The sequence below is a fragment of the Paenirhodobacter ferrireducens genome (assembly GCF_004022265.1).
In the GTDB taxonomy this organism is placed as follows: domain Bacteria; phylum Pseudomonadota; class Alphaproteobacteria; order Rhodobacterales; family Rhodobacteraceae; genus Rhodobacter; species Rhodobacter ferrireducens.
In genome coordinates, this window is record NZ_SAVB01000028.1 from 12,591 (window position 1) to 32,360 (window position 19,770).

The window sequence follows — 19,770 nt, forward strand, 5'->3', positions numbered from 1 at the left end:
GATGAAACGATCCCGGGCGATGCGCCCCCTGACCATCGGGCTGATCGGGGCCTCGGCCTTCGCGCTGGCGGCCTGCAAGCCGCAGACGGAAGAGGCGACGGCCTTCCCGGACCTGAAATCCTGCCTTGCGGAAACGGCGAAGCCCGGCGCGACGATGACCGAGGACGACTGCACCACCGCCTATGCGCAGGCGGTGCAGACCAACATGGAATCGGCGCCGCGCTATGACGCGATGACCGCCTGCGAGGAACAGCACGGCGTCGGCAATTGTGAGGCACAGGTGAACCCGAACGGTGGCGGCGGCAGCATCTTCATGCCGCTGCTCACCGGTTTCCTGCTCGGCAAGATGCTGTCGGGCGGCGGCGGGCTGATGTCGCAGCCGCTCTATCCGCAGCGCGGCGGCGGCTTTGCCACCCCGGGCGGGCAGGTCTTCGGCAACAACCGCGGCTCGGCCACGGTGCCGGCCGCGACCTTCAACAAGCCCGCGACGACCTTCGACAAGGCGCCGCTGTCGTCGAAGCCCGCAAGCGGGTGGAGCAACAAGTCGACGGTGAAGTCGACCGGCGGCTTCGGCTCGTCGCTGCGCAGCTCGGGCGGCTAAAGCGCGCAGGAGCCGGGCGGGGTGTCTGGACCTGCGCAAGCCGATTGATGGCAGCTGCCCCTAGGCGATGCTCGCGCTCAGCTGTGCGATCAGTTCCTGAGCTGCGCCGCGCAGGGTCTGACCGCGGCGATAGAACAGGATCAGCGGCACCCCGGGCAGATGCGCGACGGGGCGCACCGCCAGGCTGTCGGACCGGATATTGTCCGCGGTGAGCTGGTCGATGACGCCGACGCCGCCACAGGCCTCAACCAGCTGGCAGACGGTCGAGCAGAACGGCACCTCGCAGGAGGGATCGTAGGCGAGGTGGAATTTCTGCAGGGTCGAGCGGATCGTGTCGCCCATCGGCGACCAGGCCGGGTCGTAGGCGATCAGGCGGCTTGCGGCCAGCGTCGGCAAGGGGATTTCCGCGCTGCGCGCCAGAGGGTCCTTGCGCTGCATCACCGCCACCAGCGGAATCGTGGCAAGCGTCTGAGCCTGGAAATCGGCCTTGGCGGGGAAGGCCATCTGCATGCCGAAATCGGCACGGCCGCTGCGCACGTCCTCCTCTGGGTCGGTCACCCACAGGCGCAGCCGCCGTTTCCAGTCGCGAAATCCCGCCTGCGCCAGCCGGGTGCTGAGAAACCCTTCGACGATCGCCGGGGTGGCCGAGATCGTGACACTGGTGGTGTCGCGCTGCTGGAGCGCGCGCACCCGGGCATTCACCCGCGCCTGGGTCGCAAAGATCGCGGCGGCGTCGGAAAACAGCGCCTGCGCCTCGGCCGTGGGCATCAGCCGGTTGCCGGTGCGCTCGAACAGCCGCAGCCCGAGCCGGCTTTCCAGCCGCTTGAGCTGGGCGCTGACCGCAGGTTGCGACAGGCCCAGCACGCGGGCCGTCTCGATCGTCGTGCCGACCCGCATCAGCGTGCCGAACAGCTCCATCTCGCGCAGGTTCACTATCTGAAATCCGATACTAGATGCATTCTTAATAATTTTACTGATCGGTGGGGCGGATGCTATCGAAAAGCGACACGTTTCAGTCAGTCGGAAAGCCTCGCTCATGTTTCTTACCCAGACCCCGGAATGGACCCGCCGCGGCACCGCGCTTGTCGCACGGATCGAGGCCGCGTTCGGCGCCCGGGGGGTGCATGGCGAGACCATGGGGCTGGTGCTGGTCGAACGCGGTGCCGATGGCCGGCCGCAGGGGTTTTCCTGGCGCGGTGACTGGCGCTGCTATCCGTGCAGTCTGGTCAAGAGCTTCCATCTGCTGCATGCGCTCGATCAGCTGGCGCAGGGGCGGCTGAAGATGCACACCGATCTGGATCGCGCCCTGCGCGACATGATCCTGTGGTCGTCGAACACGGCGACGAACTACGTGATCGACCTGCTCAGCGGCACCACCGGCGACACGCTGCTCGAGGGGGCGGCCCTCGAGGCCTGGCGCGACGCGCGCGAGGGGCTGAACCGGTATTTCGCCGCGCGGGACTGGCCCGAATTCGCGGGCTGCAACATCACCCAGAAGCTGATGGACGACATGCGCTACGGGCGCGAGGCGCAATATGCCGGGGCCGCGGGGGAATACCTCAACGTGCTGACGCCGCTCGCCTGCGCCCGGCTGATGTGGGAGCTGTACGAGGGCACCGACCTTGGCCTGCCGCCGGCGGAAACGGCGCGCGCCCGGGATGAGATGGCGCGCGACCGGCGCGATCCGCGGGCCTCGATGTCCGCCTATCAGCTGTCGGAATATCTGGGCGGCGGCATGTCCGAGGGCACGCGGCTGTGGTCGAAGGCCGGGCACAACACCTGGACCGGCGATGCGGCCAGCTCGTATTTCAAGCATGACATGATGCGCTGGATCCGCCCCGACGGGCGCGCGCTGATCGTGGTGCTGATGACCCAGGGCGAGGAGACCAGCGTCGACGACCCGATGATCTTCCCCGAGATCGGCGCCCTGCTCGAGGCCGAATTCGCGGCCCCCGTCCCGCAGACCGCCGAGGCGCTGGCATGACCGCGCGGCGCCCGCTGTTCCCCCCCTGCGAGCCCTATCACGAGGGCCATCTGCAGGTCTCGGCGCTGCACCGGATCTATTATCAGGAGGCCGGAAACCCCCGCGGCAAGCCGGCACTGGTGCTGCATGGCGGCCCGGGCGGGTCGATCGGCGAGGCGATGCGCCGGATGCACGACCCCGAGGCCTACCGGATCATCCTCTTCGATCAGCGCGGCTGCGGCCGCTCGACGCCCTATGCCGAGATCGCCGAGAACACGACCTGGGATCTTCTGGCCGACATCGAGGCGCTGCGGGTGCATCTGGGCATCGGTCGCTGGCAGGTGGTGGGCGGTTCCTGGGGGTCGACGCTGGGTCTGGCCTATGCGGTGCGCCACCCGGAGGCAGTGACTGAGCTGATCCTGCGCGGCATCTTCCTGATGAGCGATGCGGAGCTGGGCTGGTTCTACCAATCGGGCGCCTCGCTGATCCATCCCGAGGCCTTCGAGGCCTTCGTGGCGCCGATCCCGCCGGCCGAACGTGGCGATCTGCTGGGCGCCTATCACCGGCGGCTGTTCGGCGGCACGCCCGAGGAACAGCTGATCTGCGCCCGGGCCTGGGCGCGCTGGGAGGGGGCGACGCTGTCGCTGCTGCCCGATCCGGCGCGGGCCGAGGCCTTCGAGGAACCCGAGACCGCGGTCGCGCTGGCCCGGCTCGAGGCGCATTACTTCGTCAACCGCGGCTTCTTCCCGAAGCCCGACTGGCTGCTTGGCCAGGTCGCGCGGCTTGCCGGCTTGCCGGTCACGCTGGTGCAGGGACGCTATGACATGGTGACGCCGATGATCGGCGCGCATCGGCTGGCGCGGGCCCTGCCGCAGGCCGAGCTGATCGTGGTGCCCGATGCGGGGCACGCCGGCTCCGAGCCCGGGATCATCGACGCCATGGTCGCCACCACCGAACGCCATTCGCCGCGCGCGCCGGTGCCGGGCGGCTGACCCCTTTTCCACCACAGACCCCCGGCCAAACGGGGGCACCCTTCCCAACCGAGAGGATCTTCCATGCAATACCGCTTCCTGCGCTCCACCCCCTCGATGCTGGCGCTGCTGGCCACGCTGGCCCTGCCCTCGGCGGGCCTTGCCGAAACCGTGCTGAACCGCGGCAACCTTGACGATCCGGAATCGCTCGATCCGCATCGCACCTCGACGCTGGCCGAGGCGAACCTGATGCGCGACCTGTTCAGCGGTCTGATCGGCCTCGATGCCGATGCGCGCCTCGTGCCGGACGCGGCCGAAAGCTGGACCGTTTCCGATGACGGGCTGGTCTATACCTTCACGCTGCGCGCCGACGGCAAGTGGTCGGACGGCAGCCCGGTCACGGCGCAGGATTTCGTGTTCTCCTGGCAGCGCGTGGTCAGCCCCGAGACCGCGGCCGAATATGCCTACATGCTGGCGCCGGTGAAGAACGCGACCGAGATCACCGCGGGCACGCTGCCGCCCGAGGCGCTGGGCATCCGTGCGCTCGACGATCGCCGGCTCGAGGTGACGCTGAACGCGCCGACGCCCTATTTCCTGAAGATGCTGACGCATCAGTCGACCTATCCGGTGCAGCCCGCCAATGTCGCCAAGTTCGGCGCGGCTTTCACCAAGCCCGGCAATCTGGTCAGCAACGGCGCCTATACGCTGACCGATTTCGTGCCCAACGATCACATCACTCTGACCAAGAATCCCGATTTCTGGGATGCGGCAGAGGTGGCGATCGACCGGGTCGACTATTACCCCACCGCCGACACCGCCGCTGCGGTCAAGCGCTTCGAGGCGGGCGAGCTCGACACCAACCGCGATTTCCCGACCAGCCAGACCGAGGACCTGCGCGCGAAATTCGGCGATCAGGTGCGGGTGGGGCCGACGCTCGGCACCTATTACTACGGCTTCAAGACCGACAAGGCGCCGTGGAACGATCCGGCGTTGCGCCAGGCGATCTCGATGCTGATCGACCGGGACTTCCTGTCGCAGAAGGTCTGGCAGGATACGATGCTGCCCGCCTATTCCTTCGTGCCGCCGGGGATCGAGGGCTATCAGAGCGCGCTTCTCGATTATGCGGCTCAAGGCCAGATCGACCGCGAGGATGCCGCGACCGAGATCCTGACCAAGCTCGGCATCACGCCCGAGACCCCGATCAAGCTGGAGCTGCGCTACAACACCTCCGACAACAACACCAACACGGCCGTGGCGGTGCAGGAGATGCTGGCCCCCTTCGGCATCGAGGTGAGCCTCGTCAATCTGGATACCAAATCGCACTACGGCTATCTCGAGCAGAAGGGCGATTACGATCTGGCGCGGGCCGCATGGTTTGCCGATTATGCCGACCCCGAGAACTTCCTGTCGCTGTGCAGCAGCGGCACCGGGAACAACATGACCAATTATGCCAACCCCGAGTTCGACGCGCTGATGGCCAAGGCCGCGGCCGCGGCCGAGACCGACCCGCAGGTGCGGATGCAGACCCTGCATCAGGCCGAGGCGGTCGGGGTGGCGCGCGATCTGTGTGTCATGCCGCTGATGTTCTACAGCTATCACAACCTGGTTTCGGACCGGGTCGGGGGCTGGAACGACAATGTGCTCGACGTGCATCCGAGCCGCTTCCTGAGCGTGAAATGATCGCCCGGTGCCCGGCCCTCGCGGTCGGGCGCCCCCTCTGACCGTCGCGAGGGACACTCGATGACACGCTATATCTTCTGGCGATTGCTGACCGCGGTGCCGACGCTGGTCGTCGTGGTCACGCTGACCTTCTTCATGATGCGCGTGGCGCCCGGCGGCCCGTTCGATCAGGAGCGTGCGCTGGATCCGGTGATCCGCGCCAATCTCGAACGCGCCTATCATCTCGATCTGCCGCTGGTGCAGCAATACGCGATCTATCTGGGCAATCTGGCCCGGGGCGATCTGGGGCCCAGCTTCACCATGCCCGAGTTCAGCGTGGCCGAACTCCTGGCTGCGGGGCTGCCGGTGTCGGTGCGGCTGGGCGGCTGGGCGCTCGTGATGGCGCTGGTGCTGGGCGGCGGACTGGGCGTCTGGGCGGCGCTGCGTCGCAATGGCTGGGTCGACCGGCTGGTGGTGGCGCTGGCCACCGCGGGCAGCACGATCCCGACCTTCGTCGTCGCCCCGGTGTTCCAGCTCGTCTTCGCTCTCAGCCTGCGCTGGCTGCCGGTGGGCGGCTGGGAGGGCGGGGCGTTCCGCAACCTGATCGGGCCGGTGATCTGCCTGATGCTGCCACAGCTTGCGGTCGTCGCGCGGCTGATGCGCTCCTCGATGATCGAGGCGCTGCACAGCCATCACATCCGCACCGCCCGCGCATTGGGGCTGAGCGAGCTCGCTGTGGTGCTGCGCCATGCGCTGCGCTCGGCGCTGCTGCCGGTGGTGTCCTATGCCGGGCCCGCGGCGGCGGCGCTGATGACCGGCTCGGTCGTGGTCGAGACGATCTTCTCGATCCCCGGAGTCGGGCGCTACTTCGTCGATGCCGCGCTGAACCGCGACTACACCGTGGTGATGGGCGCGGTCGTGGTGCTGGCGGTCTTCACCATCCTGTTCAACCTGATCGTGGACATCGTCTACACGATCATCGACCCGAGGGTGCGCTATGACTGATGCCGCGATCGTGCCGGAACCGGCCCCCGAGGGGCGCGGGCTGTCGTTCTGGGGCAATGCCTGGGCGCGGCTCAGCCGCAACCGGCTGGCGATGGCAAGCCTCGTCTATCTGGTGCTGATGGTGCTGGCCTGCGTCTTCGGGCCGATGCTGGTGCCCAACAGCTATGACCGGATCTTTCAGAACTACACCAGCCTGCCCGCAAGTCTGGCAAGCCACCCCCGCGCCGAGGCGGTGGGCCCCGCCTTCGAGGCGGCAGCGCGGCGAGCCCGGCTCGAGGTGACCGACTGGCGCCGCGAGGGCGACGTGATCCGGGCCACCATCGCCACCGCAGGCCGCACGGTCGACCCGCGCGCGGCGCGCTATTTCGACCGCTCGGACCTGTTCGAGGGCACCGAGATCGGGGCCCCGGGCCCAAGCGGCACCGAGCTGACCACGCGGATCGAGCGGCACCATTTCCTCTTCGGCACCGATACGACGGGGCGCGATCTGATGGCGCGCACGCTGATCGCGGGGCGGGTGTCGCTGTCGATCGGGCTGCTGTCGGGGCTGGTCGCGATGGTGATCGGGGTGCTTTACGGCGCGATCTCTGGCTTTGCCGGCCGGATCGTCGATCAGGTGATGATGCGGATCGTCGACGTGCTCTATTCGCTGCCCTTCATCTTCTTCGTGATCATGCTGGTGGTGTTCTTCGGCCGCAATTTCCTGCTGATGTTCGTGGCGGTCGGCGCGGTGCTGTGGCTCGACATGGCGCGGATCGTGCGTGGGCAGACGCTGTCTTTGCGGCGGCGCGAATTCGTCGAGGCGGCCGAGGCGCTGGGCGTCAGCCGGTCGCGCATCCTGCTGCGGCACATCGTGCCGAACCTTCTGGGCCCGGTGATCGTGTTCATGACGCTGCTGGTGCCCAATGTGATCATTCTGGAAAGCTTCCTGTCCTATCTCGGCTTCGGGGTGCAGGAACCGATGTCGAGCTGGGGCGTGCTGATCGCGCAGGGCGCCCGTGCGATGCCCTCGGCGAACTGGATGCTGCTGTTTCCCTCGCTGTTCCTGATCTCGACGCTGTTTGCACTGAATTTCCTCGGCGACGGGCTGCGCGATGCGCTCGACCCGCGCGACCATTGAAGGGAGAGGCCGGATGACCGAGCTGGACGAGATGGGGACCATGCCGCCGCTTCTGTCGGTCGAGGGGCTGTCGATCCGCTATCGCGGTGCGGGGGCGCCGGTGCTGGCGGTGCGCGACGTGTCCTTTCACGTGAACCCCGGCGAGATCGTGGCGATCGTCGGCGAGAGCGGATCGGGCAAGAGCCAGTCGATGCTCGCCGCGATGGGCCTTTTGCCGCACAATGCCACCGCCGAGGGGCGCATCGCCTTTCAGGGGCGCGACCTTCTGGGGATGTCGCGCAGCGACCTGCGGGCCCTGCGCGGGTCGCAGATGTCGATGATCTTCCAGGAGCCGATGACCTCGCTCGATCCGCTGTACCGGATCGGCGATCAGATCATGGAACCGATCCTGCGCCATCAGCGGATCGGACGCCGGGCGGCGCGGGCGCGGGCGCTCGAGATGCTCGAGCTGGTGCAGATGCCCGAGCCCGAGCGCAAGATGCGCGCCTATCCGCATGAGCTTTCGGGCGGACAGCGGCAGCGGGTGATGATCGCGATGGCGCTGGCCAATCGTCCGTCGCTGCTGATCGCGGACGAGCCGACGACGGCGCTGGACGTGACGATCCAGGCCGAGATCATCGCCTTGATGCGCGATCTGCAGCGGCAAAACGGCATGGGGGTGGTGTTCATCACCCATGATCTGGGGCTGGTGCGCCATATCGCCGACCGGGTCTATGTGATGCGCGCGGGCGAGGTGGTCGAGCAGGGCGCGACCGGCGCGCTGTTCTCCGCCCCGACCCATCCCTACACGCGCGCGCTCCTTGATGCCGAGCCGAACGGGCACAAGGCCCCGCCCGCCGCCGGAGCCCCCGAGATCCTGCGCACCCGGGCGTTGCGTGTCAGCTTCGGCAGCGGACGCTCGCGGCTGGAGATCCTGCACGGCATCGACCTCGATCTGAAGGCGGGCGAGACGCTGGGCATCGTTGGCGAGAGCGGCTCGGGCAAATCGACGCTGGCGCGGGCCATCCTTCGGCTGATCGACGCGCGTGGCGAGATCCGCTTCGACGGGCAGGATCTGACGGCGCTGAGCGCGCGCGCATTGCGGCCCTGGCGGGCGCAGATCCAGGTCGTGTTCCAGGACCCGTTCGGCGCGCTCAGCCCGCATCTGAGCGCGGGGCAGATCGTGACCGAAGGCCTGCTCGTGCATCGCCCCGATCTGGATGCGGCCGCCCGCGACCGCGCCGCCATCGCGGCGCTGGAAGAGGTCGGGCTGCCCGGCGCGGCGCGGCACCGCTATATCCACGAATTCTCGGGCGGACAGCGCCAGCGCATCGCGATCGCCCGTGCGCTGATCCTCAAGCCGCGGCTTCTGGTGCTGGATGAGCCGACCTCGGCGCTCGACCGGATGGTGCAGCGTCAGGTGATCGACCTGCTGCGCGATCTGCAGGCACGGCATGGGCTGGCCTATGTCTTCGTCAGCCACGATCTGGCGGTGGTGCGGGCGCTGGCGGATCGGGTGATCGTGATGAAGCAGGGCGAGGTGGTCGAGCAAGGACCTGTCGAACAGGTTCTGACCGCGCCGCGGACGCCCTATGCGCGCAGGCTGATGGCGGCGGCGGGGCTCGAAGACCCGGGGCGCGTCGGCAGCCGCCAGGGGCATCGGTCCTGAGCCTGCGCGGCAATTCCGCCCGGGCCAGCCCGCGGTTCGGTCCGGCCCCGTGGACGCCGCGGGGCTGGCTCCGGGATTCGTCGGGTATGCTGCGGCGACCTGCGTGCCACCCCATGTCGGGATCGAAGTGGCTCGGCAGAGCCCCCCGACACCTCAGCGAGGCATTGTCGTCGGACCAGGTCGTTCCACGGCCGCGGGGGGCGGGAAGTTTCGCCATGCAACCGATCTGACCTGCTGTGCCCCCCGATAACTCGTCCCTCTGATGATTTCCGCCGGGCCGCGACATCGCGCTTCCGGTGACGGCCGATGCCGCGGCCTTTCTGGCCGCGGCGAAGTGTCATGCGTTGCGCACGGCTGTCCGCATTCTGATGAGGGGATGAAGGATGATATAGGCCACGGCAGCGACCATGAACGTCGCCGGTGCTGAGGCTGCGGCCCAGGCCCCACCCAGAACGTGCAAGACAAGACCGGCCCCCGCGCTCAAGAGCCATGCCGTCATCCCTGCGCGATTGACGCTCGGCGTTTCGGCGAGGCTCGAATGCAGCCTGTCCTCGTTGGCGCCGCCGCGGCCCTCGGTCAGGATATGGGTCATCGCCACCGCGACCCAGGCCACGACGAAGATCCCCTGCCAGGCCAGCGCCTGCAGGATGTAGGCAAAGACATCCGCCATCATCAGCACATAGACCACGACCCCGGTCACGCAGGCCCAGACCACGCGCGGCAGGTGCAGCCGGAAGGCGGTCTCGGCGAAGCTCTCCATGTTCACCGCAGCGAGGTAATAGTTCGCGGTGTTGATCCGGGTCTGCGAGATCCAGACGAAGCCAAGCCCGGCAAAGCCCATCAGCTTGATCAGCGCGAGCACCACCGAGACCTCGCTCACCGCGCCGCCGGTGGGCAGACTGGCGGCGAGGAAGATGCCGGCCAGGCCGTTGAGCAGGAAGGCCACGGTGTAGAAGGGCGCGCCGAAGGTGAAGCCCGCGTGAAAGCCCGCGTCCTCGGTCTTGCCGAAGCGGGCATAGTCGTAGGTGTACATCATCAGCACCCACACGCCCATGTAGGCGACGAAGCAGTCCCACCAGCCGCCGGCAGGCGCACCGCCCTCGGGGCCAAGCGCCAGCCAGGCGTCGGAATAGCCGTATTCGGCAATCGCCAGCCCGATCGCGGCCAGGAGCCCCAGCACGTAGAAGGGCAGCAGCACGCCATTGAGCTTGTCGAGCCAGTTCTGGATCGAACCGAAGATCAGGGCGACCGAATAGACGACGACGATGCCCGCGGCGAGCGGATAGGCCAGCCCGGCATAATCCTGCAGCGCGAGCGCCATCACCGAGCCCTCGAAGACCGCATAATAGATCGCCGTGGCAAAGAAGATCAGCGTCGCCACCGCGGCGCCGGTGCGCCCGAGCAGGATGCGCGAGAACAGCGACACGCTCAGCCCGGTGCGGATCGCGTGGCGGGCAAGCACCGCGTTCACCACCGCATAGGCGATCACCGACAGCACCAGCCCGATGATCGCGTTGCGCGCGCCATAGGCAAGCGCGAGCGAGGCGGCCACCACGAGATAGAACATCGCCGAGCAGACCGACCACCAGGCCATCGTCAGCGGCAGCCGCCCCATCCGCGCGTCGCGCGGCACCGGGCGGTCGGAGAATTCGAGCTCTTCCGAGCCCTCCAGTTTTCCGGCCATTGCGGAAACTCCCTGTTGTTGTGTGTTTTGTCGTTCGGGGGCGGGGGGCCGGCGTGCGGCCCCGCCGCAAGGCGCGCTTACGCGTCTTCGGTCTGCGCCGCAGCGGCCTCGGCCGCGGCCGGCTCCGCCTCGCTGAGCGTCAGGACATAGACGCCCGTCGGGTCGAGCTCGGCCGTCCAGCCCGGTTCGATCACGATCGTCGTCGTCACCTCCTGGATCACCGCCGGCCCGAGGATGCGGTCGCCCGCACCGAGCTTCGCGCCCTCGTAAACGGGGGTGTCCTGATGCGTGCCGTCGGCCGCGAAGATCATTTCGCGGGTGCCGGCGAGGGCCGCATGCGCCCCCTGTCCCGGTGCGATCGTCATCCGCGCGGGCTTGTCAACGGCGCCGGTCAGCGCGCTTTCGACGTTCACCACCTCGACCACGCTGCCCGGTTCCGAATAGGTGTAAAGCTCTTCGTGGCGGGCGTGGAAGGCGGCCTTGAGACGCGCAAGCGCGGCCTCGGTCACCTCGAAAGGCTCGACCGAGACGGTGCATTCATGCACCTGTCCGACATAGCGCATGTCGAGCGAGCGCAGCACCGAGACGCGCTCGGCGCCGAAGCCGTCGCCGGCCAGATCGGCGCGGCCCTTCGCTTCGAGCTCCTTGAAGAGCGCATCGAGCTTCGCCGCGGCATCTGCCCCTTCAAGCCGCACCGGCGCCGGTGCCATGTAGTTGTATTTCACGTCCGAGATGATCTGGCCGAAGGCGCACAGCCCCGAGGCAAGCTTCGAGATCAGCACCTTGCGGATCCCCATCTCGCGGGCAAGCGCGGTGATATGGGCGGCCGTCGCCCCGCCGGCGCAGTTCAGCACGAAGTCGCGCGGGTCATAGCCGCGCTCGACCGAGACGCGCCGGATCGCGTTCACCATGTTGTTGTTGACGATGGTGAACATGCCATGCGCCGCCTTCTCGACGCTGATGCCGAGCGGCTTGGCCAGATGCGTCTCGATCGCGCGGCGGGCTTTTTCGACGTTCAGCGGCAGCCGCCCGCCGACGAGCCCGTCGGGGTTCAGATAGCCCAGAACCAGGTTCGCGTCGGTGGTGGTCGGCTGTTCGCCGCCCTGGTCATAGCAGGCCGGCCCGGGCTCGGACCCGGCCGATTGCGGCCCCATCTGCAACAGCCCGATCTCGTCGATCCAGCCGATCGAGCCGCCGCCCGCGCCCAGGGTCTCGACCTGGATCATCGGGATGCCGATGCGGTAGCGCAGGAAGTCGATGTCCTTCGAGACATTGGCGCGGCCGTTGCGGGTCAGGGTGATGTCGAAGGAGGTGCCGCCCATGTCGACGGTGATGATGTCCTCCATCCCCCAGGGCTCGCCGAGATAGAGCGCCGCCTGCGGTGCCGAAGCCGGGCCCGAGTTGATCGCATAGACCGACTGGTCCGACACCACCCGGCCAAGCGCCAGCCCGCCGTTCGACTGGAAGTAGCGCACCGGGGCGCGCGCGCCGAGCGACTGGAAATAGCCGTCGACCTTCTCGACATAGCCCGCGAGAATCGGCGCCAGATAGGCGTTCACGATCGCGGTCGAGGTGCGGGTATATTCGCGCACCTGCGGATAGAGCGCACTGCCCAGCGTGAGGCGCACGCCCGGCATCATCTCGCGCACGATCTCGCCGGCGCGGCGCTCGTGGGCGGGGTGCAGCACCGACCAGACGAAGGAGATCGCGACCGACTCGACGCCCTCGGCGAGGAAATGGCGGCAGGCCTCGCGCACGTCCTCCTCGTTCAGCGCGCTGTGCACGGTGCCGGTCGACAGCACCCGTTCGCGCACGCCGCGGCGCAGATAGCGCGGCACCAGCATCCGCGCCGGCGGATAGTCGGGGTCGTAACGATAGCCGTCTTCCTTGTGGCCGAGGCGGATCTCGATGCTGTCCTGATGGCCGGCCGTGGCGATCAGCCCGGTGCGCGCGCCCTTGTGCTGGATCAGCGCGTTCAGCCCGACGGTGGTGCCGTTGATGCACAGATCGGCGTTCGAGACGATCTCGCGCGGGGTGATGCCGGTCTCTTCCTCGATCAGCGCGAGGCCGTTCTCGATCGCGCGGGTCGGGTCCTGCGGCGTCGAGAGCGCCTTGAAGATCCGCACGCCGCCGCTGCGGTCGGCCAGGATGAAGTCGGTGAAGGTGCCGCCGGCGTCGATGCCGAGGCGGTATTGGTTCTGCATGGGATGGGTCCTTGACTGTGGCCGGGGTCGCGCGGGGGGCTGCCTGCCCCCCGGTCCCCCCGGAGGTATTTCGGGCAAGATGAAGGGATCAGGCCGAGCGCAGCGCGCGCGTCGCCTCGGCATCGACGGCAAGCGTCGCGCGGTCGGTGATGACGACGCCGTAATCGAGTCGCGCACCCTCGAGGCTGACGAGGCCGTTCTTCACGTCCTCGACCACGCGGGCGATGTCGCGCTCGAACGGGTTGCCATAGCCGCCGCCGCCGGGGTTCATGTTGGCGGCACGCTCGCCCGGGCGGATCGTCTCGATCACGTTCTCGGTGATCACGGTGGTCTCGCCGCCGCGCGTCACCTCGAGCCGGCCGACCTTCGGCGGCACCAGTGCCGAGCGTGCCCCCGAGGCGCCCATGGCCGGGATCCGCCGGCCCTCGCCGAAGGTGACGAGGGTCATCGGCGCGTCGAGCGGCTCGACCTCCCAGCGGGTGCCGGAGCCGCCGCGGTTGCGCCCGGCCCCGCCCGAATCCTCCATCAGCCCGTATTCGTGGATGATGATCGGATAGGAATGTTCGAGCATCTCGATATCGCCCGAATGCAGCGCGCCGAAGCAGCATTCCGGCCCGCAGGCGTGCCAGCCGTCCTGCGTCGCGGTGGCGCCCGCGCCCGAGATGATCGAGGCCAGCACCATCGTCACGTATTCCTCGTCGTGGCGCTTGTCCCAGCCGGCGATGTTGCAGCCGTTGGCATGGCCCCAGCTTGCCGCGACCTTGGCCGGCGCCGCCTGCTCGAAGGCCAGACGCACGGCGTCGGTCAGGGTCTCCATCGGCGTCGTGGTGCAGTTCATGTGCGGCGCCGGGGATTGCGCGTTGCACAGCGTGCCCTTCGGCCCCATGTCGGTCGAGACGCAGCGATAGAGCCCCTCGTTGTAGGGCGGCGGCAGCTGCGCGAACATCATCAGCCCGAGATAGACGCCCGAGTGGCTGTTGCCCTCGTAGGAGTTGATGAAATAGGGCACCTGCGGCGGCGAGCTGACGGCGATGTGGCAATTGTCGCCGGTGATGGTGACGGTCGCGGTGATCTCGAAATCGCCCAGACCGTGGCCCGCATCCTCGAGGATCGCGGTGCCCGAATAGGTGCCGTCGGGCACCGCCGCGATCAGCTTGCGCATATGCGCCTCGGCCATGTCGAGCAGCTCGGCGATGCAGTCCTGCACCACCTGCTTGCCGTATTTGTCCATCATCCCCTTGAGGTTGCGCGCCCCCACCTGACAGGCGCCGATCAGCGCGTTGAAATCGCCCTCCTGATCGCGGCGGGCGCGCATGTTGGTCAGGATCATGTTCATCACGTCATGGCGCGGCACGCCGCGGTCCCAGATCTTCACCGGCGGAATCCGCAGCCCCTCGGCGAAGATCTCGGTGGCGTTCGGGTTGTAGCCCGCCGGCACCGGCCCGCCGACATCGGTCAGATGGCCCTTGCACACCGTCCAGAACACCAGCTCGCCCTCGTAGAACACCGGCATATACATGCAGGTGTCGATGATGTGGCTGCCGCCATAGGCGGGGTCGTTGTGCAAGATCAGGTCGCCCTCGTGGATCTCGCCCTTGAAGAAATGCGCCACCGATTTCATCGCCGGGATCAGCGAGCCGAGGTGGATCGGGATGTCCTGGCCCTGCAAGATCATCTCGGGCGCGCCGTTGAAGAGCGCGGTCGAATAGTCATGCGCCAGGTTGAAGACGGAGCTGCGCGCCGTCTGCTCGAGCGCGAGCGTCATCTCGCGCTGTGTCGTTTCCAGAACGCCCCGCACCACGGAAAGCGTGATCGGGTCCACCTTGCGTCTTGTCATGCCCTGTCGGTCCTTGTGTTCAGGGACAGCGGGCATGCGAAAACCGGGCCGCCGGGGCGGATCATGTCAGTTCTCCCTGTTCGCACGGGCCGCTGTCCGGCCTCGCATTGTCCCTTCAGGCTGCGCGACTCGGGGGGGTGCGATCTTGCACGGGGATGCGCAAAAACTTGTCACTCAGCGCGCCGGGCGGCCGGTTTTGTTCCTCCGCGCACCGGGATTTGTCGCCGGGTGCACCCGCCGGCCGGTTGTCGCGAAAACGTCTTGATCGACAGGGCGCGGCGCGGTTACCGATTCGAAAAGCGCAACGGGAGACTGCGCATGGAGGTCGTTGCCCGCCACACCGACGAGGTTGCCCCGCCGCTGCGCGCGCGGTTCTGGTCCGGCACCATCGCCGAGGCCTATTTCCCGCTCGACCTCACCTTCCGCGACGCCGCCCGCTTCTCGGGCCGGATCGAGCGGCGCGCGATGGGGCCGGTGTCGCTGTCGCGGCTGATGACCGAGCCCGCGCAATACGAACGCCTGCCCAGCCACATCCGCGCCGGCGCCGAGGAGGAGTTCCTGATCACCATCCCGCGGCTGAGCCCGGTAGCCTTCCGCCAGCTCGGCCGCGAGGTGGTCTGCGACCCGGGCGGCTTCCTGATCGAGCGCGGCGACGCGCCCTATCGCTTTTCCTATGGCGCGACGAACGAGCTGTGTGTGCTGAAGATCTCGAAACGCGGCTTGTCAGAGAAACTGCGCGGCCCCGACCGCTTCTGCGCCCGGGTCTTCGACGGGCGCGACGGGGTGGCGGGGCTCTTCACCCAGACGGTGCGGGCGCTGCAGATGCTGCCGCGGGCCGACGAATACGCGGCCGAGGTGCTGGGCCGGCAGGTGGTTGAGCTGCTGGCGCTGGCGCTCGACGGTCAATCCGAAGCGGTCGAGGGGGCGACGAGCGCCGTTCGCGCTGCGCATCTGCGCCGGGCCGAGCAGGTGATCCGCGCCCGCCTCTCCGACCCCGATCTGACGCCCGAGACCGTGGCGCAGGCCTGCGCGATCTCGAAACGCTACCTGCACGAGCTCTTTGGCGAGACCAATGCGACGGTGGCGCAGTTCATCCGCGAAAGCCGGCTGATTGCCGCGCGCGACGCGCTGCGCACCACCCCCGGCGCCTCGATCGCCGACATCGCCTATCGCTTCGGCTTTTCCGATCAGGCGCAGTTCTCGCGCCTGTTCCGCGCGATGTTCGGGCTGACCCCTTCGGCCTGTCGCCGCGGCGAGGACTAGACCGCGACGCGCCCGGGCGCGGGCCGATGCGCAACCTGTGGCTCAAAGAGGGGGGCCGCCCCGATGGCGTCTGTGTGCCACGGTGGAGCTGCCGCGATCCAGCAAGGAGCGCAGTCCTGCCGGAGACGACCACGATCGTCTTGGTTGCGGCGTTCGCGGCGCCTGAAATCAAGGGGTCCTGAGCCTGGCGAGATGCCCGGCTTTCGGCGCGCCAGATCAGACCGTTGCGCGACACCGCCGATGCGGGTGGGGAATAACCCTCGCTGCTGCAGCGGTGTCTGCGGTTGACGGAAAAATATTTTTCGATAATTAATCGATTCTAGGCGCTCGATTCGCTTTTTCGGTGCCGTGTGGCGCTGGACCTGGATGGGAGGGGGCCGGGGACGGCAGCGCGCAGCCATTCAGCTTTGTTTACGGGAGGAGACAGCAATGAAGATCACGATGACGGGGGTCGCGCTGACGGCGGCGCTCTTTGCCCCCCTGGCCGTTTCGGCCGAAACTCTGGCGGATATGAAGCCGATGACGTTGCGCGTGGCCTCGCTTTACGGACCCGACAACTGGTTCACGGCGCCGATGGAGGCCTATACCGCGCGGCTGGAAAAGCGCAGCGGAGGCAAGCTGAAATTCGAGTATTACTACGCCGGCAGTCTTGTGCCGGCGCAGGAGCTGACCTCGGGGCTCGGGGCAGGGCTGTTCGATTTCGGCTTCGTTCTGCCGGCCTATGAGCCGGCGAAATTCTCGGTGGACGAGTGGCAGGGCAGTCTGGCGATTCCGAGCGAACAGAACCCGATCCTCGAAGTGGCGACCGCCGCATTGGCCGGGTATGAATGGAACGCCGGCCTGACCGCGCACACTCAGCAGCTGCTGGATGCCGGGATCATGCCGGTGATGCCGTCTTTCTCGATCACCGGCCCCTATGGTCTGCTGTGCAAGGAAGACAATTCAAGCCTTTCTGAGCTCGCGGGCAAACGCAGCCGGGTCGCGGGGGAGACCTGGACCAAAGAGGCGCAGAACCTGGGGCTGACTCCGGTCGCGCTGCCGATCACCGAGGTCTATCAGGCCTTCCAGTCCGGCGTGATCGACTGCTGGATGGGGGGGCTTGCCGATGCGGGGGCCAACGGGTTCTTCGATCACGGCAAGTACTTCAACCTGGGGATGGGGCTGACGGCCTATGCGCAGGCGGTCTATGGATTCAATCTCGAGACGTGGAATGCCTTCCCGCAGGATCTGAAGGAGATCATCTGGGACGAGACCGCGCAATATGCCTCGGAGCTGCTGGAAGCCGCACTGCGGCAGCAGTTGCGCGCGGCGAAGTCCAGCATCGAAAGCGGGGTCGTCTATACGACGCCGGATGCCGGCATGCGTCAGAAGGTCGATGCCCATCACGATGCCGTCCGCGCCGATGCCGTCGCCACCAGCCCGGCAGAGGTTGCCGATCCCGGCCGCGAGGTTGCGCGCCTGACGGAGCTGCGGGCGAAATGGCGTGCCTTGCTCAGCGACAACCTCGGGTTCGGGGGGGATTACACCTCCTGGGGCGATTTCGTGGCCAAGGGCGGAGAGCTGCCGGATTTCGCCCCGCTTAAGGCGCAGATCCTGGCCGAGATCGTCACTCCGTACAGCGCAACGCAGCCCTGACGCACCGCTGCGGGCGGGCTGGGCACGGCCCATGTCGCCCGCGCTGCCGCGCTGCATGCCCCCCATCCGCCATTGCCTGCCCGCCCGAGGCTGCGCAATCGCCATTTGCGAGAACTTCCATGATATCGATCCCAGGCAAACGAAAGCTGCCAATCTGGCGCGTGGGGAAGGCCGCGCTCACCGGACTGGGGAGCGTCTGTCTTTACGTGCTGATCTTGCTGACCTTCGCCGACGTCGTGTCGCGCAACATGTTCAATACGCCCATTCCCGGGGCGCTCGAGGTCACGGAATACTGGCTGATGGTGCCGATGGTCTTTGTCGGCATCTGGTGGGCCGGCGTCAGCCATGAACACGTGCGGGTCTCGATGCTGACCGAAGTTCTGGGCCGCAATGCGCTGAAACTGGCGGACGGTATCGTGGCGGTGCTGTCGATCCTGATCTTGCTGAAGATGGCGTGGCTTGGCTTTCACGTCGCGTTCGAGAGCATGACCGACGGCGAGTATGCCGGTGCCTACAAGATCGCCATCTGGCCCGTGCGCTTTGTGACGGCCGTGGGCTTTCTGAGCTTCGCGCTGGTCATTGCACAGTATCTCTACGTCGTTCTGTCCGGGGCGAGCCCCGATGCGGATGAGCCCATGGAAAGCCCGGAGGCCCTGTGATGACCCAGCAGATGACACCGATTTCTGACCTTGCCACCCCTGTCCCGGCCGATGTGCAGCCGTGGAAGGGCGTGTCCTGGGTGATCTTGCTGACCGTGCTCGGCGCGGTCTGTGGCGCGCTGTTCTTCGTCGATATGGCGCGGGAGCTGCGTGCGATCGTGGCACTGGGCATGATGTTCGCGCTGATGGGGCTGGGCATGAGTGTCGGGCTCGCGATGGGGGTCTCGGGCGCGCTCGGCCTTTATGCCGTGATGGGCCCGCGTGCGCTTGACACGACGCTGTCGCAGGTGCCCTTCACCACCGCCTCCGGTTCGACCTTCGTCGTGCTGCCGATGTTCGTCTTCATGGGGCTGATGCTCTGGTATTCGGGGATCACCACCAAGCTTTACGCCGCCGCGCGCATCCTGTTCTTCTGGCTGCCCGGCAATCTGGCCGCGACGACCAATATCGCCGGGGCGGGCCTCGGCGCGATCAGCGGCTCGACCGTGGGCAGCACCTATGCGCTTGGCCGGATCGCGATCGCCGAGATGCTGCGCGTTGGCTATGACAAGCGCCTTGCGGTTGGTGCGGTGCTCAGCGCCGGCACCATCGGCCAGTTGATCCCGCCGAGCATCATGATGGTGATCTTCGCGGGCTTCGCCGAGGTGCCGGTCGGGCCGCAGCTGCTCGCGGGCACGATCCCGGGGATCCTGCTGACCCTCGCCTATGTGCTGACCGTGGTGGCAATCGCCGTGCTCCGCCCCGACTGGGTCGGCGCCACGGGGCGCGGCGCGAAGGCCGCGACGGTCGCGGCGGCCCCGGCCCTGAGCCCGCGCGAGAAGCTGCGCATCGTCGCCGCCGCCTGGCCGGTGCCGCTGCTGATCGCGGTGATCTTCGGCGGCCTCGGCGGCGGGTTCCTGACGGTGACCGAATGCGCATCGGTGGGGGCGGTGGGCGCGGCGCTCTATTGCCTTGCCGTGCAGGACGCCCGCAGCTTCCTGCGCTCGCTGTTCGGGGCGGCGCGTGGCACGCTGTCGGCGGTGGGCTCGGTGCTGATCCTGGTCATCGGCGCGGCCATCCTCAGCCGCCTGCTGGCCGTCACCGGCGCCGCGCAATGGCTGTCGCAGAGCATGCGGGAGGTCTCGGGCAATGTCGTCGTGTTCTTCGGCCTGCTGATCCTGCTCTATCTCGTGCTCGGGATGTTCATGGATGCGATCGCGATGATGCTGCTGACGGTTCCGCTGATCATGCCGATCGTGGTCGCAGCGGGCTATGATCCGATGTGGTTCGGCGTCTTTCTGGTGCTGATGGCGGAAATCAGCATCCTGACGCCGCCTGTTGGCTTGCTGGTGTTCATCGGTCATCGCATGGCGCAGGATCCCGAGATCAACATTGGCCATCGGATCTCTCTCAAGGACGTTTTTTCCGGCGTCTTGCTGTTCGTGCCGCTGGCTCTGGCCGTGGTGATCGTCATCACGGTTTTCCCGGGGCTCGTCACCTGGCTGCCGTCGCAGATGATCCGCTGAGCTGCATGCACAAATG

Annotated in this window: 15 protein-coding genes; 11 read left to right on the top strand and 4 right to left on the bottom strand. The window is 67.5% G+C overall.

Features of this window, described 5'->3' with window-relative positions; genetic code table 11:
- Position 1: 1 nt before the first annotated feature.
- Entirely contained in the window at positions 2–601 is a 600-nt protein-coding gene (locus tag EOW65_RS17905) for a DUF1190 domain-containing protein (RefSeq protein WP_128151745.1), read from the top strand.
- 60 nt (positions 602–661) lie between these two features.
- On the opposite strand, the gene EOW65_RS17910 is transcribed toward EOW65_RS17905, so the two are convergent.
- Positions 662–1,534 carry a LysR family transcriptional regulator gene (locus EOW65_RS17910; protein ID WP_128151747.1) on the bottom strand — a complete coding sequence of 291 codons (873 nt, stop codon included), beginning with the start codon at positions 1,532–1,534 and terminating at the stop codon, positions 662–664.
- 103 nt (positions 1,535–1,637) lie between these two features.
- On the opposite strand from EOW65_RS17910, the gene EOW65_RS17915 reads away from it, so the two are divergent.
- The 6 genes from EOW65_RS17915 (at position 1,638) to EOW65_RS17940 (ending at position 8,967) form a co-directional block, all read left to right on the top strand.
- The gene (locus EOW65_RS17915; RefSeq protein WP_128151749.1) at positions 1,638–2,585 is read left to right on the top strand and encodes a serine hydrolase; all 948 of its coding nucleotides are present in this window, start codon (positions 1,638–1,640) and stop codon (positions 2,583–2,585) included.
- The gene (gene pip / locus EOW65_RS17920) at positions 2,582–3,556 is read left to right on the top strand and encodes a prolyl aminopeptidase (RefSeq protein ID WP_128151751.1); all 975 of its coding nucleotides are present in this window, start codon (positions 2,582–2,584) and stop codon (positions 3,554–3,556) included. Before EOW65_RS17915 ends, pip begins: the two co-directional genes overlap by 4 nt.
- Positions 3,557–3,619: 63 nt before the next feature.
- On the top strand, positions 3,620–5,215 hold the full coding sequence (locus EOW65_RS17925; protein WP_128151753.1) for a peptide ABC transporter substrate-binding protein: 1,596 nt from the start codon (positions 3,620–3,622) through the stop codon (positions 5,213–5,215).
- Positions 5,216–5,275: 60 nt separating this feature from the next.
- Entirely contained in the window at positions 5,276–6,199 is a 924-nt protein-coding gene (locus tag EOW65_RS17930; protein ID WP_128151755.1) for an ABC transporter permease, read from the top strand.
- Positions 6,192–7,319: an ABC transporter permease gene (locus EOW65_RS17935; protein WP_128151757.1), complete on the top strand. Its 1,128-nt coding sequence runs from the start codon at positions 6,192–6,194 to the stop codon at positions 7,317–7,319. Before EOW65_RS17930 ends, EOW65_RS17935 begins: the two co-directional genes overlap by 8 nt.
- Positions 7,320–7,359: 40 nt before the next feature.
- Positions 7,360–8,967, top strand: a complete 1,608-nt coding sequence (locus EOW65_RS17940; RefSeq protein ID WP_128151844.1) for an ABC transporter ATP-binding protein — start codon at positions 7,360–7,362, stop codon at positions 8,965–8,967.
- Between the two features lie 337 nt (positions 8,968–9,304).
- On the opposite strand, the gene EOW65_RS17945 is transcribed toward EOW65_RS17940, so the two are convergent.
- The 3 genes from EOW65_RS17945 to capB all read right to left on the bottom strand — a co-directional run bounded on the left by EOW65_RS17945 (position 9,305) and on the right by capB (position 14,692).
- Positions 9,305–10,651, bottom strand: a complete 1,347-nt coding sequence (locus EOW65_RS17945; RefSeq protein ID WP_128151759.1) for a purine-cytosine permease family protein — start codon at positions 10,649–10,651, stop codon at positions 9,305–9,307.
- Positions 10,652–10,728: 77 nt separating this feature from the next.
- Positions 10,729–12,855, bottom strand: a complete 2,127-nt coding sequence (gene capA / locus EOW65_RS17950; RefSeq protein ID WP_128151761.1) for a caprolactamase subunit alpha — start codon at positions 12,853–12,855, stop codon at positions 10,729–10,731.
- 88 nt (positions 12,856–12,943) lie between these two features.
- Complete coding sequence (gene capB / locus EOW65_RS17955; protein WP_128151763.1) at positions 12,944–14,692, bottom strand: caprolactamase subunit beta; 1,749 nt, start codon at positions 14,690–14,692, stop codon at positions 12,944–12,946.
- A 318-nt stretch (positions 14,693–15,010) separates the two neighbouring features.
- Here capB and EOW65_RS17960 point away from each other — a divergent pair, with 318 nt between their 5' ends.
- The 4 genes from EOW65_RS17960 (at position 15,011) to EOW65_RS17975 (ending at position 19,754) form a co-directional block, all read left to right on the top strand.
- Positions 15,011–15,955 carry an AraC-like ligand-binding domain-containing protein gene (locus tag EOW65_RS17960; RefSeq protein WP_128151765.1) on the top strand — a complete coding sequence of 315 codons (945 nt, stop codon included), beginning with the start codon at positions 15,011–15,013 and terminating at the stop codon, positions 15,953–15,955.
- Positions 15,956–16,384: 429 nt separating this feature from the next.
- Positions 16,385–17,590 (top strand): type 2 periplasmic-binding domain-containing protein, encoded by a 1,206-nt coding sequence (locus tag EOW65_RS17965; RefSeq protein WP_164880154.1) that lies wholly within the window; start codon positions 16,385–16,387, stop codon positions 17,588–17,590.
- 119 nt (positions 17,591–17,709) lie between these two features.
- Positions 17,710–18,249: a TRAP transporter small permease gene (locus tag EOW65_RS17970; RefSeq protein WP_128151769.1), complete on the top strand. Its 540-nt coding sequence runs from the start codon at positions 17,710–17,712 to the stop codon at positions 18,247–18,249.
- Entirely contained in the window at positions 18,249–19,754 is a 1,506-nt protein-coding gene (locus EOW65_RS17975; RefSeq protein ID WP_128151771.1) for a TRAP transporter large permease, read from the top strand. Before EOW65_RS17970 ends, EOW65_RS17975 begins: the two co-directional genes overlap by 1 nt.
- Positions 19,755–19,770 lie beyond the last annotated feature (16 nt).